13 protein-coding genes are annotated in these 13,582 nt (G+C 44.1%); 10 read left to right on the top strand and 3 right to left on the bottom strand.

The genetic code is table 11. From position 1 onward, the window contains the following. Window positions 1–8: 8 nt before the first annotated feature. From D8793_RS06485 to D8793_RS06450, 8 genes are all read left to right on the top strand, one after another. Complete coding sequence (locus D8793_RS06485; protein WP_125371212.1) at window positions 9–836, top strand: Cof-type HAD-IIB family hydrolase; 828 nt, start codon at window positions 9–11, stop codon at window positions 834–836. Further along, a complete protein-coding gene (locus tag D8793_RS06480) occupies window positions 837–1,469 on the top strand; it encodes an SGNH/GDSL hydrolase family protein (protein WP_125371211.1) in 633 nt (210 codons plus the stop codon). Window positions 1,470–1,617: 148 nt separating this feature from the next. Continuing rightward, window positions 1,618–2,013 (top strand): CopY/TcrY family copper transport repressor, encoded by a 396-nt coding sequence (locus D8793_RS06475; protein ID WP_045498041.1) that lies wholly within the window; start codon window positions 1,618–1,620, stop codon window positions 2,011–2,013. 18 nt (window positions 2,014–2,031) lie between these two features. Then, complete coding sequence (locus tag D8793_RS06470) at window positions 2,032–2,403, top strand: cupredoxin domain-containing protein (RefSeq protein ID WP_125371210.1); 372 nt, start codon at window positions 2,032–2,034, stop codon at window positions 2,401–2,403. Between the two features lie 10 nt (window positions 2,404–2,413). Next, on the top strand, window positions 2,414–4,636 hold the full coding sequence (locus tag D8793_RS06465; protein ID WP_125371209.1) for a heavy metal translocating P-type ATPase: 2,223 nt from the start codon (window positions 2,414–2,416) through the stop codon (window positions 4,634–4,636). Between the two features lie 349 nt (window positions 4,637–4,985). Further along, window positions 4,986–6,761, top strand: a complete 1,776-nt coding sequence (gene spxB, locus D8793_RS06460; protein ID WP_125371208.1) for a pyruvate oxidase — start codon at window positions 4,986–4,988, stop codon at window positions 6,759–6,761. A gap of 220 nt (window positions 6,762–6,981) precedes the next feature. Continuing rightward, the gene (locus D8793_RS06455) at window positions 6,982–7,242 is read left to right on the top strand and encodes a SemiSWEET family transporter (RefSeq protein ID WP_001291473.1); all 261 of its coding nucleotides are present in this window, start codon (window positions 6,982–6,984) and stop codon (window positions 7,240–7,242) included. 228 nt (window positions 7,243–7,470) lie between these two features. Then, complete coding sequence (locus D8793_RS06450; RefSeq protein ID WP_125371207.1) at window positions 7,471–8,910, top strand: 6-phospho-beta-glucosidase; 1,440 nt, start codon at window positions 7,471–7,473, stop codon at window positions 8,908–8,910. 126 nt (window positions 8,911–9,036) lie between these two features. Here D8793_RS06450 and D8793_RS06445 read toward each other — a convergent pair whose 3' ends face one another. Beyond that, window positions 9,037–9,570 carry a hypothetical protein gene (locus D8793_RS06445; protein WP_125371206.1) on the bottom strand — a complete coding sequence of 178 codons (534 nt, stop codon included), beginning with the start codon at window positions 9,568–9,570 and terminating at the stop codon, window positions 9,037–9,039. Window positions 9,571–9,773: 203 nt separating this feature from the next. Between D8793_RS06445 and D8793_RS06440 the strand changes: the two genes are divergently transcribed. Both D8793_RS06440 and D8793_RS06435 read left to right on the top strand, forming a co-directional pair. Further along, window positions 9,774–10,454 carry a response regulator transcription factor gene (locus D8793_RS06440; protein WP_125371205.1) on the top strand — a complete coding sequence of 227 codons (681 nt, stop codon included), beginning with the start codon at window positions 9,774–9,776 and terminating at the stop codon, window positions 10,452–10,454. 2 nt (window positions 10,455–10,456) lie between these two features. After that, window positions 10,457–11,332: a sensor histidine kinase gene (locus tag D8793_RS06435; RefSeq protein ID WP_125371204.1), complete on the top strand. Its 876-nt coding sequence runs from the start codon at window positions 10,457–10,459 to the stop codon at window positions 11,330–11,332. Between the two features lie 41 nt (window positions 11,333–11,373). Here the strand turns inward: D8793_RS06435 and D8793_RS06430 are convergent, their stop codons facing one another. Beyond that, on the bottom strand, window positions 11,374–12,138 hold the full coding sequence (locus tag D8793_RS06430; RefSeq protein WP_125371203.1) for an ABC-2 transporter permease family protein: 765 nt from the start codon (window positions 12,136–12,138) through the stop codon (window positions 11,374–11,376). Continuing rightward, window positions 12,135–13,064: an ATP-binding cassette domain-containing protein gene (locus D8793_RS06425; protein ID WP_125371202.1), complete on the bottom strand. Its 930-nt coding sequence runs from the start codon at window positions 13,062–13,064 to the stop codon at window positions 12,135–12,137. The genes D8793_RS06430 and D8793_RS06425 overlap by 4 nt, the downstream gene beginning before the upstream one ends. Window positions 13,065–13,582 lie beyond the last annotated feature (518 nt).

The following is a 13,582-nucleotide window of genomic DNA, read 5'->3' as shown; positions in this document are numbered from 1 at the left end:
GTGGAAAGATGCCGATTAAAATGATCGCTACGGATATGGACGGCACCCTTTTGGACTCGCGAGGAGAGCTGGATTTGCCACGCCTGACAGCAGTTTTAGACCAGCTGGAGGAGCGGGACATCAAGTTTGTCATTGCGACGGGCAATGAAATCCAACGAATGCGCTTATTGTTGGGCGATTTGACAGAGCGTATGACCCTGATCGTCGCCAACGGCGCTAGAATCTTTGAAAAGAATGAAATGTTGCTGGGCACTTTCTGGCAGCCTGATTTAATTGCGGACACGCTGGCTTATTTTCAGGGTCAAGAACGAGAGGTGCATCTGGTGGTTACTTCCACTAAAGGCGGCTTTGTTCAGGACGGTACGGATTTTCCGATGATTAGCAAGATTATGACAGAAGAAATGGCGGTTCATTTCTACAAACGAATGAATTTCGTGCCCAATCTGCAAGATCATCCGTTGGAAGAAGTGTTGAAGATGAGCATTATGGTAGATGAAGCGCAAGCGGCAGAGATTACGCAGCAGATCAATACAGCATTTGCTGGAAGATTGAGTGCCGTGACCAGCGGTTATGGCGCGATTGACATTATCCAAGAAGGTCTTCACAAGGCTTGGGGGCTTCGTCAGCTCATGGATCGGTGGCAAATCAAAAGCAAGGAAATCATGGCTTTTGGCGACAGCGAAAATGACTTGGAAATGCTGGAACTAGCGGATTTTTCCTATGCTATGGAAAATGGGGACGAGAAGATTAAGCGCATTGCCAGTCGCTTGGCACCAGCCAATGCAGAGTCCGGCGTTTTACAGGTGATTGAGCAATACTTAGAGAAAGGAGTCTAAATGGCAGTTCAATTATTAGAACAGTGGCTTTTAAATGAGCAGGCAAAGATCCAGAAAAATTATCGGGATCTGAATCAGCTTGCGGTAAAAGAGCCAGCGATTATTTTTATCGGTGATTCGATTGTGGAATATTTCCCGCTGCATGAGCTATTGCAAAGCCCTAAAACCTTGGTCAATCGTGGCATTCGTGGCTACAAGACTGATTTGCTTTTAGAAAACTTGGATGCCCATCTTTTTGGGCAGGCTCTGGACAAGGTCTTTCTCCTGATTGGAACCAACGACATTGGTAAGGAGATGCCTCAGACTGAAACACTGGCTAATCTGGAAGCGGTTATTCAGGAGATTTCCCGCGACTATCCTCTGGCTCAGATCCAGTTGCTGTCCGTCCTGCCTGTGAATGAGCAGGAGCAGTACAAAGGAACGGTTTATATCCGGACGAACGAGAAAATCCAAGCCCTCAATCGTGCCTACCAAGAATTGGCCCAAGCCTACTACCAGGTCAGCTATGTCGATGTGTATTCGTCTTTATTGGATGAAGTGGGGCAGTTAGCAGAAGCCTATACGACAGATGGCCTCCATCTAAGTGTGGCCGGGTATCGCATCCTAGCCCAAGCTCTGCAGGAAACGTTATAGAGATAAAAATAGGGAGTGAAAAAAGCCCAACCAGACAAATCTTCAAAGGAAGATTTGTTTTTTTTTAAACTTTTGGTTGACAAATGTAAATCTTAGGAGTAGAATAACATCATAAGGTTTACAAATGTAGATTTAGAAAGGAGAGGTCATGCAAATTTCCAATGCGGAATGGCGCATCATGAAGATTATCTGGATGGAAGGCAAGCAGACCAGCACGGATTTGATCGCAGTCTTGTCCGAGCGCTTTGACTGGTCGAAGTCGACGATCAAGACTCTCTTGACCCGCTTGGTGGAGAAAGGATGTTTGACTAGAGAAAAATCAGGCAAAGCCTTTGTTTACTCGGCTTTGTTGAAGCAGGACCAGAGTTTAGACTTGGTCGTTGAGGATGTGAAAGACAAGGTTTGCTCCAAAAGGATTGTCCAGGTGCTTGAAAACTTGATTCAGGCGAGTGACTTTACGCTTGCAGATCTTAATCAGCTGCAGCAGGTCCTGGAAGAAAAGAAAGCAGAGGCTGTCGAAACAGTCCCTTGCAATTGTATGTAATAGAAAGAAGGAAATTCCATGTTTGGATTGTTGATTAGTATTGTTTGTTTACTTGTGGTTGCTTTTATTGCTTGGTGGTTCTTTGCAGAGCATGAAAAGGTAAGCGGCCACGCTCGTCAGAAATCAGGTTATCAAGAAATTGAAGTCGAAGTCATGGGGGGCTATTCGCCTGAAACCATTGTCCTGAAAAAGAATGTTCCAGCCCGGATCATCTTTCATCGCAAGGATCCATCTTCATGTCTGGCTCAAGTGATCTTTCCAGATTTTGGCGTTCATGAAGATTTGCCTTTAGGTGAAAAACATATCATTGAAATTACGCCAGAAAAAGCGGGCGAATATGGGTATTCATGTGGAATGAACATGATGCATGGTCACATGATTGTGGAATAAAGGAGTAGGTATGGTAGAAAAACAAAAAGCAGTTGTGGAAAACGGAGTGCAAAAGATCCGTATTACAGCAGAAAAAGGCTATAGTCCAAAGGAATTTCAACTTCAAAAAGGGATCCCTGCTGAAATCACCTTCCATCGGGTCAATCCTTCCGGCTGTTACAAGGAAATTCTGTTTGAAGATCAGGGGATTTTAGAGCCTTTGGAAGTCGGTGTGGATAAGGTGATATCCTTTACCCCGACAGAAACAGGGGACTTCGAGTTTTCATGTGGAATGAAGATGCAAAAGGGTTCTTACACGGTTGTGGAAAAACGCCGTCGTGTCTTAAGTTTACTGGGTCGCTTTTGGATTACTAGTATCTTTACTCTTCCCTTATTGATCTTGATGATCGGGATGATGGCAGGATTTGTATCCCATCCAGTCAGTCGCTGGGGGACTTTTCTAGCGACAACGCCGATCATGTTGGTAGCAGGAGTTCCTTTTATCAAGAGTGCCTGGGCCTCATTTAAGAAGCACCATTCCAATATGGATACCTTGGTAGCTCTTGGAACCCTGGTAGCCTATGTCTATAGTGTATTTGCCCTTTTTACTGGTCAGCCAGTATACTTTGAGGCTGCGGGTTTTATCATCTTCTTTATCCTCTTAGGGCAAATCTTTGAAGAACGGATGCGTAACAATGCCTCCGAGGCTGTGGAAAAGTTGTTGGATTTGCAGGCAAAAACGGCTCAAGTTCTCCGTGATGGGAACTATGTCGAGGTGGCGGCAGAAGATATCCAAATTGCTGACTTGATTCGGGTCCGTCCTGGGGAAAAGATCGCGGTTGATGGGACGATTGTAGAAGGAAGTACGACCATTGATGAGTCGATGGTGACAGGTGAAAGCTTGCCTGTGGAAAAATCAGTTGGTGATGCAGTTATCGGCTCCACTATCAACAGCAATGGGACCATTCTCTTTAAGGCTGAAAAAGTCGGTAGTGAGACCCTCTTATCTCAAATTGTGGACTTTGTCAAAATGGCCCAATCCAGTCGTGCTCCTATTCAAGATTTGACGGATAAGATTTCAGGTATCTTTGTTCCAGTGGTGACGATTTTGGCCATTGCGACTTTCTGGGTTTGGTCCGTGCTTCTGGGCGCGTCGCTTCAAGAGGCCATGCTCTATGCAGTCTCTGTCCTCATTATTGCCTGTCCTTGTGCCCTTGGTTTAGCAACCCCAACAGCCCTGATGGTCGGAACCGGCCGTAGTGCCAAGATGGGGGTTCTGATTAAAAATGGAACAGTTCTTCAAGAAGTGCAAAAGATTCAAACCGTTGTGTTTGATAAGACAGGGACTATTACCATTGGCCAACCACTTGTAACCGATGTTGTAGGAGATGAAGCGCGTGTCTTGACACTGGCTGCTAGTCTTGAAACTTTTTCAGAACATCCACTAGCCCAAGCGGTGTTATCCCAAGCAGAAGAAAAAGGTTTGGTGTTATCCCCTGTGGAAAACTTCCAAGCGATTGAAGGAAAAGGGGTCCAAGGTCAGATCGACCAGCAGTTGGTGACCTTGGGAAATGGCAAACTTCATGACGGGACAGCGATGGATCCGGAGCTTGAAAAACGGATGGTAGAGTTGCAAGAGCAGGCCAAAACAGTGATCAGTTTGTCTGTGGATGGGCAAGTGATTGGCTTGATTGCCATTCAAGATGCTCCGAAGGCCAGCTCAAAAGAAGCGATCAAAAAGCTCAAAGAACGGGGCTTGAAAACGGTCATGTTAACGGGGGATAATGAACGGGTGGCCCAAGCTATTGCTAAGCAAGTGGGAATTGACACCGTCATTGCTGATGTCCTTCCTCAAGAAAAAGCTAGTGCCATCCAAAAACTGCAAGAAGCTAGCAAGGTCGCCTTTGTTGGAGATGGGATCAATGATGCTCCAGCTCTCTCGATCGCGGATGTGGGGATCGCTATGGGATCTGGAACGGATATTGCGATCGAGTCCGGTGGCATCGTGCTCACGCAAAATGATTTACTTGGCGTTGTGCGCGCCTTTGACATGAGCCAAAAGACCTTCCGCAGGATCTTACTCAATCTCTTCTGGGCCTCTATCTACAATATCCTTGGGATTCCAATTGCTGCTGGAGTCTTTGTAGGACTGGGATTGACCCTCAATCCAGAACTAGCAGGTCTTGCTATGGCCCTTAGTTCTTTGTCTGTTTTGACTAGCTCGCTGCTTCTCAATGTTGAGAAAATTGATTAAATGAAATAAAAAGTGATACAGAATTTTGTATCGCTTTTTGTTTAATTTCCTACAGCTACAAGTCTTAGAGGTGCATGCAAATTATAATAAAATATCCTATTCTACTATAGTTTGTGAAATTTTCTCAAAAAGAGCATCTGTTATGTAATAGGGATTGAGTATCTCTGAGCAGATTCTTATACATGTGAATCTCTTTGTGATAAATTAATACTGTAATCGTTTTGTAAATCGTTTTCATGAGAAATGTCAGAAAAAACTCATTTTCAAAACGAAACCTGATCGCAAAGATGGAGTAGAAGCGCTATGCTACATTTTTAAAGGATCAATATAGATTTAAAGGAGAGTTAGAATGACTCAAGGGAAAATTACTGCATCTGCAGCAATGCTCAACGTATTGAAGACATGGGGCGTAGATACTATCTACGGTATCCCATCAGGAACACTCAGCTCATTGATGGACGCTTTGGCTGAAGACAAAGATATCCGCTTCTTGCAAGTTCGCCACGAAGAAACAGGTGCTCTTGCAGCAGTGATGCAAGCTAAATTCGGCGGCTCAATCGGGGTTGCAGTTGGTTCAGGTGGTCCAGGTGCGACTCACTTGATTAACGGTGTTTACGATGCAGCTATGGACAACACGCCATTCCTTGCTATCCTTGGATCACGTCCAGTTAACGAACTCAACATGGATGCCTTCCAAGAATTGAACCAAAACCCAATGTACAACGGTATCGCTGTTTACAACAAACGTGTAGCTTATGCTGAGCAATTGCCAAAAGTGATTGACGAAGCTTGCCGTGCTGCTGTTTCTAAAAAAGGTCCAGCTGTTGTTGAAATCCCAGTAAACTTTGGTTTCCAAGAAATCGACGAAAATTCATACTATGGTTCAGGTTCTTACGAGCGTTCATTTATCGCTCCTGCTTTGAACGAAGTTGAAATCGACAAAGCGGTTGAAATCTTGAACAAGGCTGAACGTCCAGTTATCTATGCTGGTTACGGTGGTGTTAAAGCTGGTGAAGTGATTACTGAATTGTCACGTAAAATCAAAGCACCAATCATCACAACTGGTAAAAACTTTGAAGCTTTTGAATGGAACTACGAAGGTCTGACAGGTTCTGCTTACCGTGTTGGTTGGAAACCAGCCAACGAAGTGGTCTTTGAAGCAGACACAGTTCTTTTCCTTGGATCAAACTTCCCATTTGCTGAAGTTTACGAAGCCTTCAAGAACACTGAAAAATTCATCCAAGTCGATATCGACCCTTACAAACTTGGTAAACGCCATGCCCTTGACGCTTCTATCCTTGGTGATGCAGGTCAAGCAGCGAAAGCAATCCTTGATAAAGTAAACCCAGTTGAGTCTACTCCATGGTGGCGTGCAAACGTTAAGAACAACCAAAACTGGCGTGATTACATGAACAAAATCGAAGGTAAAACTGAGGGTGAATTGCAATTGTATCAAGTTTACAATGCAATTAACAAACATGCTGATCAAGACGCTATCTATTCAATCGACGTAGGTGACACTACTCAAACATCTACTCGTCACCTTCACATGACACCTAAGAACATGTGGCGTACATCTCCACTCTTTGCGACAATGGGTATTGCCCTTCCTGGTGGTATCGCTGCTAAGAAAGACAATCCAGATCGCCAAGTATGGAACATCATGGGTGACGGTGCATTCAACATGTGCTACCCAGACGTTATCACAAACGTTCAATACGACCTTCCAGTTATCAACGTTGTCTTCTCAAATGGTAAATATGCCTTCATCAAGGACAAATACGAAGACACAAACAAACACTTGTTTGGTTGTGACTTCCCTAATGCTGACTATGCGAAAATCGCTGAAGCTCAAGGAGCTGTTGGATTTACAGTTGACCGTATCGAAGATATCGATGCAGTTGTTGCAGAAGCTGTTAAATTGAACAAAGAAGGTAAAACTGTTGTGATCGATGCTCGCATCTCTCAACATCGTCCACTTCCAGTAGAAGTACTTGAACTCGATCCAAAACTTCACTCAGAAGAAGCAATCAAAGCCTTCAAGGAAAAATACGAAGCAGAAGAACTCGTACCATTCCGTCTCTTCTTGGAAGAAGAAGGATTGCAATCACGCGCTATTAAATAATTCCTCTCGTCGAAAATCAAATTTGAAGTTTGTAGATTTCATTCTATGGTTTTCTAAGAGCTGAACTTGAAAAGATCGGAGCAATCCGGTCTTTTTCTTTGTCCTCTTTCTTATCACAAGATTGTGATAGTTTACATCTTCATAACAAAGGGATAAAAGGGCTTGATTGTCTTGGACTATCGTTATAAAATATAACCGAAAAATGAAATAGGTATTAAAAATGTCTGAAAAACAAATGAAAATTTTAGGATGGGTTGCAACCTTTATGTCCGTAATGATGTATGTGTCCTATTTTCCACAAATCATGAACAACCTAGCGGGACAAAAAGGGAATTTTATCCAACCGCTCGTCGCAGCAATTAACTGTAGCCTATGGGTCTACTATGGCTTGTTCAAAAAAGAAAGAGATATTCCGCTTGCAGCAGCAAATGCACCTGGTATCGTTTTTGGCCTAGTGACGGCCATCACGGCTTTGATTTAAGAGGAATAATAGAAGACTGGTTTTCAGTCTTCTTTTTTTGTTTCAGGAGAGGCTAATTGCCTTTTTCTTCAAAGATGATTTTTTTAAAGAACCAGACTCTGAAAATCTGTTGGATTAAATGAAATAGTAGAATAGTATCAGCATTTCGCAGTTTTTTATAAGAAAAGGTTTACAGAATGAGCTATAATATGAGTAAATAAACCAGCAAATAAGAAAGTGGGTAGAGATATGACTGAAAAACTGACTTTTCCGGATGGTTTCTTGTGGGGCGGGGCGACAGCTGCCAACCAGTGCGAGGGAGCTTATGATGCAGATGGTCGCGGGCTGGCTAATGTAGATGTGGTGCCGATTGGTGCGGACCGTCTGGCCATCATCACGGGTAAGAAAAAGATGTTTGACTTTGAGGAAGGCTATTTCTACCCAGCCAAGGAAGCTATTGACATGTACCATCGCTTTAAGGAGGACATTGCCCTCTTTGGTGAGATGGGCTTTAAGACCTATCGTCTGTCCATTGCTTGGAGCCGGATTTTTCCTAAGGGGGATGAGCTGGAGCCCAATGAAGCTGGCCTGAAATTTTACGAAGACCTCTTTAAGGAATGCCACAAGTATGGCATTGAGCCTTTGGTGACCATTACTCACTTTGACTGCCCCATGCACTTGATTGAGCAATATGGCGGATGGAGGAGCCGTAAAATGCTTGAATTTTACGAGCGTCTCTGTCGCACTCTCTTTACCCGCTACAAGGGCTTGGTCAAGTACTGGCTGACCTTCAATGAAATCAATATGATCCTGCATGCACCATTTATGGGGGCGGGGCTCTGCTTTGAAGAAGGCGAAAATGAAGAGCAGGTCAAGTATCAAGCAGCCCATCATGAGCTGGTCGCCTCAGCCATTGCCACCAAGCTGGCTCATGAGATTGACCCGGAAAATAAGGTCGGCTGTATGCTGGCGGCAGGGCAAAATTATCCTAACACCTGTCATCCACGCGATGTATGGGCTGGTATGGAGGAAGACAGGAAAAATTATTTCTTCATTGATGTGCAGGCGCGTGGTGAATATCCCAACTATGCTAAGAAAGTTTGGGAGCGCGAGGGCATCATTGTCGAAATGACAGAAGAAGACCTGCAGCTGCTCAAGGAGCATACGGTGGACTTTATTTCCTTCTCCTACTATGCCAGTCGGGTCGCTTCAGGCGATCCAGCTGAAAGGGAGAAAACAGCGGGCAATATCTTTGCTTCTCTGAAGAATCCCTACTTAGAAAGCTCAGAATGGGGTTGGCAGATTGACCCTCTTGGTCTCCGCATTACCCTCAATACCATCTGGGATCGTTATCAAAAGCCTATGTTTATCGTGGAAAATGGATTAGGGGCAGTGGATACACCTAATGAAGCGGGGGAAATCGAGGATGATTATCGGATTGACTACCTGGCTGCCCACATCAAGGCTATGCGAGATGCCATCCATGAAGACGGCATCGTCCTCTGGGGCTATACGACTTGGGGTTGTATTGACCTGGTCTCTGCCGGAATAGGAGAAATGAAGAAGCGCTATGGCTTTATCTATGTCAATCGGGACAATGAAGGAAAAGGAACTCTAGCCCGTTCGCGCAAGAAATCCTTCTATTGGTACAAAGAAGTCATTGCGACCAATGGGGCCTCTGTTAAATAAACGTCTCCTGTAGAGCTTCGCCAACTTCTGGATGACTCTCTGACAGCAAACTAAAAAGCTTAGAATCCCAACTGCAAGCTGGGGTCCTAAGCTTTTTGTATGTCATTAAGGCAAGTCCTTATTGATTTACTGGTCGTAGTCTAAGACATTGTTTTCGATGACAAACTTAGATTCAGCGGAAATGTTGGCTTCTCCTAGTTGCAACTGTGAACTTCCGTCTGGTTTCATGATGTGCCACTGACCGTCCTTGTGGGCAAAGATAGCCTGAAATGTGACGTTATCACTCTTGTCCCGAATGGGTAGAACAAATGCTTGATCTGTATTCTCTAAGAGTATCTCTTCTTTTTTTTCAAAGTTATAGATATAAAATTGCCCAGTTCTTTGTCCCAAACCATGAAGTTCATCGACTTTTTGCCAATTTTCAAAATTTTTCTGAATTAGGGAATCATTAAAAATCTTGTTGAAGGTTTCATTCCGTTTCTTCGTTTCTTCTTCGTCTAGTGTTTTCTGAAACTCTGAAACCTTTTTAGCCGTTTGGACGGTTTGTCTGTTTTGCTCCCTAATTTGCTGGCGGTGGATGACTCGCATCATTCTTGCACCAACGCCCAGGATGACGAGAATGGATACAAGGCTGATTTGAGTTTTGGCATTTTTTTTCATAGATGATTCTCCCTATTGTGTCATTGGTCCTATTGTACCATTTGAAAGAAAGGATAGTCAAGTTCATCTTGTGATGACCTACCATGCAGATCTACCTGGGGACTATAGGATTTTATCAGATTTTCATTGACGAAGGTCCCTTTATTTGATAGGCTAGGGGAATAGAAATGATTTCGTAAGCATAGAAAAGAGGAGTGAGGCAAGTGGCACGTATCTTATTAATTGAGGATAATAATGATATCCAAGAAATTTTGTATAGTCTCTTAAGCGAAGACCATGAGGTGCTTCAGGCTTTTTCAGGTACAGAAGGGCTGCGACTCTTCCAGCAAGAAAGCATTGATTTGGTCCTTCTCGATATCATGCTTCCTGGGAAAAATGGGGATCAGGTCCTTGAGGAAATCCGTTTGCAGAGTCAGGTGCCGGTGGTCATGCTGACCGCCCTGGGCGAAAAGAGCCTCGTGAGTCAGTATTTGCTGGATGGTGCCAATGACTACATTGTCAAGCCTTTTAATCTAGACGAAGTGGCGGCGCGTGTCACTGTCCAACTGCGAGGCAGTCAGCAGTCTCAGTCCAAGCCTGTTGGGGAGACCTCAATCAAAAACATCCGCCTTTTGCCAGATACCTTTGAAATTGCTTCTGGTGACCAGTCCATGCGCCTAGGGAAAAAGGAATTTCAGATCTTCCAGACCTTGCTGGCTCATCCTAAAAAGATTTTTACCAAGGAGGAGCTGTATGAGTCGGTCTGGGAGGAGACCTATCTGCCAGGCGATAATACGCTCAATGCCCATCTCAGTAATCTCCGTAAGAAATTAGCCCAGCTGGATAGTTCGACAGACTATATCGAGACCATTTGGGGTCTGGGCGTGCGGCTCAAGGAGGATTAGCTATGTGGTTGATTATAGCCTTTGTGCTCATACTCTTCTTGTCAATCATGCTGGTTCGCTATCATCTGGCGATTCGTAGTCTGACCAGCCAGATCCGTGACAAACGTCGTACAGGAAGTCAAGTTCGGCTTACCTTGAGAGATCAATCTCCTAGCCTAGTGACTCTGACTGACGAGGTGGAGCAGCTTTTTCAGGAAATTGATAAGATGTCCTTTGTGACCCAGCAGGAAAAGAAAACCTTGGATATGGCTATCAGCAATATTGCTCACGATATCCGAACGCCACTGACCATTGCTAGTGGCTACACGCAACAGCTACTCAAAGATGCTGATAAGGAGCAGATGGACCAACAGCTGCAAAAGATTGCGGATAATCTAGGTATGGTATCCAGACGCTTGGAGGCTCTGATGGAATACCGTCGCTTGATGGAAGGAGCCATTCGACCAAGCCTTCAGCGGGTAGACCTATCCCAGCTGGTCACCCAGCAACTCTTTGCCTACTATGATGCCTTTCAGCGAGCAGGGATTGATTTAGATGTGGATTTGTCTGAAAATCTGCTTTTGGAAACGGACAGTGATATCTTTGATCGAATCGTCCAGAACATGCTTAGCAATGTCCTCAAACATGGTCGAGAAACAGCCAGCATCAGTCTGAAAAATGAAGGGCAAAAGGTTATTTTCCAGGTCAAAAATAAGGTTCAGAAGCCTATTTTGCATCTGGATAAACTAACCAATCGCTTCTATTCTGAAAATCTCTCCAGCAGTGAGGAATCCTCTGGACTGGGTCTTTATATCACTCAGCAGCTGGTCGAAATCCTGGGTGGTGATTTGACCATTCAAGCAGAGGGAGATTGGTTTGAATTGATTGTGGCTCTATAAAAAAGAATCAGCTAGTCAGAAGATTAGCTGATTGTTTGGTTTTAGAGATCTTTTTTCTTAAAAATGAGGAGGCTGTTGCCTAGGAAGAAGACTGCTATGCCAATTGCTACTAAACTAGCTTGTAAAACAACAGCAGGATCTGTAGCCATCTCTATTCCAAATCGTAAGGTTAAATAGCGGTACAACTCTATATGGGGATAGAGTAAGACTGGAAAGGCAAGCAGGGCGCTTCCGATAAAATAGGTAACAAAGACCGCAGCAATGGAATGGCTGAGATAGAGGACGAAGGACACGATGCCAATCCAAGCGATGGTCACAATGAGTTGGACGAGAATGGTTACTAAAAATTGGCCAAAGAAACCTGCTGGAGCTGTTCCAATTCCGTTGATAGAGCTAGCGATGATGAAGGATAGCCCTAGCAAGAGAATGAATTGGAAGATGGCGACAACAAAGGAGACCAAAGTTTTAGATAGGAAGAACTCTGTCCGTGAAATACCGTGAGCGAGGCTGTTTTTATAAAGCTTGCGGGACAAGTCCACACCTAATAAGAGGCAGACGACAATGAGAGTGAAAAATATAATACTGTCAGAATTTCCAGAGAAATGGGCAAGAGCATTGATACCCGTCATTTTTACTGGTGCTTGCTGAGTGATGTTTTGTCCATCCGTCTCAATGGATGTTCCAAATCTGCTGGTAACCTTATAGAGGACGCCGAGCAGGATATTGGCTAGCAAAACGAACTCGGTAATCCAAAAGCCCTTGGAGTGGAAGAGACGGTAAAAGTCAGCGCGAATGGTTTGAATCATGATAGACCTCCCTGGTTTTGATCAAGTAAATCTGTAAAGAAATTTTCGAGATTTTGTCGTGCATAGTAGATTTCTTGAATGACTAAGTCAGCTGTGACCAACTCTTTTACGATATTGTTGATGTTATGTGAGTGAGTAAAGACATGGATCTCATTGAGAGCATTGACCACCTTGATGCGGTAGCCTAATTGGTCTTGGAGTAGCCGGCTGGCTTCCTCCAAATGATCCGTTTTCAAGACGATATAATCTTCGCTTTGTTCTTCAAATTCAGCCTTGGAAATTTCCTTGATCATATGGCCTTGGTCGATGATGCCAAAGCGCGTAGCTACTAGATAGAGCTCGGATAGGATATGGCTGGAAATAACAAAGGTCATGCCCAGCTCTTCATTGAGCTTTTGGACAAGCTGGCGGAATTCCTTGATGCCGACAGGATCTAGTCCGTTGATAGGCTCATCTAAAATCATCAGATCTGGCTTGGATAGTAGGGCGATAGCGATGCCCAAACGCTGCTTCATCCCAAGGGAGAAGTCATGAAATTTCTTTTTGCCAGTGTCCGTCAGATCTACATAGTTGAGTGTTTCTTGGATGGCCTTCTCGGCATTAGGTATCTGGCGGAGTTTGCAGTAGTAGCTGAGATTTTCGTAGGCGGTCAAGTGGTTGTGGGCAACGGGCGTTTCAATGACCGAGCCGACCCGCTTGAGGGCTTGTGTCCATTCGGCCTGGTTGCTGGAACCAAAGAGAGACACGGTTCCGTTGCTAGCATGCATCAGCTGGGTCATAATTTTGATCAGAGTGGTTTTACCAGCTCCGTTTTTACCGATGAGACCGTAAATATCTCCTTTTTTGATGGTCAGATTGACATCGCTCAGAGCCTGCTGCTGGCCGAACTTTTTGCTGACCCCTTGTAAAACTAAAATATTTTCCATGGTTTTACTTCTCCTTTTTAAATTATCTTTGGAAATCCTTTCCTCACTATCCAGTATATCGGACACTTATTAAGTATTCATCAAGCAATTCTAAAATATTTCTAAAATCTTGAAATAGAAATGATAATTCGTATTTAAGCGGACTGAGGCCTATAGAAAAAGAGGCTGGGACAAAAGTCCTAGCCTCTCAATTGTCTTTGGATTGTCGAGCAAGACGCAGTGGTTGAGTGGTCTCTACTACGCTGATTTCATCAGCTTTTACAGCCCTACTCAACTGTGCGGAGGTGGGACGACGAAATCGAATTCTAACGAATTACCGATTTCTTATACGAAAACTCAAAAGAGCGCAAAAAGACTCCCCTTGTGATATAATGAAAGTGAAAAAATTGTATTAGGCTACTGGCTCGTCTCTAGTAGCCTTTTTTGTAGCACAAACTCCTGATAAGTGAGATTTTCTTTCAAAAGGATATAAGCTATTTTAAGAAGTTGATGTGCGAGTGCAATAGTTGCTTTTTGCG

Origin of the sequence: Streptococcus cristatus (genome assembly GCF_003943465.1) — a bacterium.
Taxonomy (GTDB): Bacteria; Bacillota; Bacilli; order Lactobacillales; family Streptococcaceae; genus Streptococcus; species Streptococcus cristatus_C.
Note: the sequence above shows the minus strand (reverse complement) of the source record. Positions and strands in the feature narration are given on the sequence as shown.

What these genes read in the sequence shown, in the direction of transcription:
- D8793_RS06485 (WP_125371212.1), top strand. Translation starts at nt 9, where the DNA reads ATGCCGATTAAAATGATCGCTACGGATATGGACGGCACCCTTTTGGAC.
- D8793_RS06435 (WP_125371204.1), top strand. Translation starts at nt 10,457, where the DNA reads ATGTGGTTGATTATAGCCTTTGTGCTCATACTCTTCTTGTCAATCATG.
- spxB (WP_125371208.1), top strand. Translation starts at nt 4,986, where the DNA reads ATGACTCAAGGGAAAATTACTGCATCTGCAGCAATGCTCAACGTATTG.
- D8793_RS06425 (WP_125371202.1), bottom strand. Translation starts at nt 13,064, where the DNA reads ATGGAAAATATTTTAGTTTTACAAGGGGTCAGCAAAAAGTTCGGCCAG.
- D8793_RS06450 (WP_125371207.1), top strand. Translation starts at nt 7,471, where the DNA reads ATGACTGAAAAACTGACTTTTCCGGATGGTTTCTTGTGGGGCGGGGCG.
- D8793_RS06475 (WP_045498041.1), top strand. Translation starts at nt 1,618, where the DNA reads ATGCAAATTTCCAATGCGGAATGGCGCATCATGAAGATTATCTGGATG.
- D8793_RS06445 (WP_125371206.1), bottom strand. Translation starts at nt 9,570, where the DNA reads ATGAAAAAAAATGCCAAAACTCAAATCAGCCTTGTATCCATTCTCGTC.
- D8793_RS06480 (WP_125371211.1), top strand. Translation starts at nt 837, where the DNA reads ATGGCAGTTCAATTATTAGAACAGTGGCTTTTAAATGAGCAGGCAAAG.
- D8793_RS06455 (WP_001291473.1), top strand. Translation starts at nt 6,982, where the DNA reads ATGTCTGAAAAACAAATGAAAATTTTAGGATGGGTTGCAACCTTTATG.
- D8793_RS06465 (WP_125371209.1), top strand. Translation starts at nt 2,414, where the DNA reads ATGGTAGAAAAACAAAAAGCAGTTGTGGAAAACGGAGTGCAAAAGATC.
- D8793_RS06470 (WP_125371210.1), top strand. Translation starts at nt 2,032, where the DNA reads ATGTTTGGATTGTTGATTAGTATTGTTTGTTTACTTGTGGTTGCTTTT.
- D8793_RS06430 (WP_125371203.1), bottom strand. Translation starts at nt 12,138, where the DNA reads ATGATTCAAACCATTCGCGCTGACTTTTACCGTCTCTTCCACTCCAAG.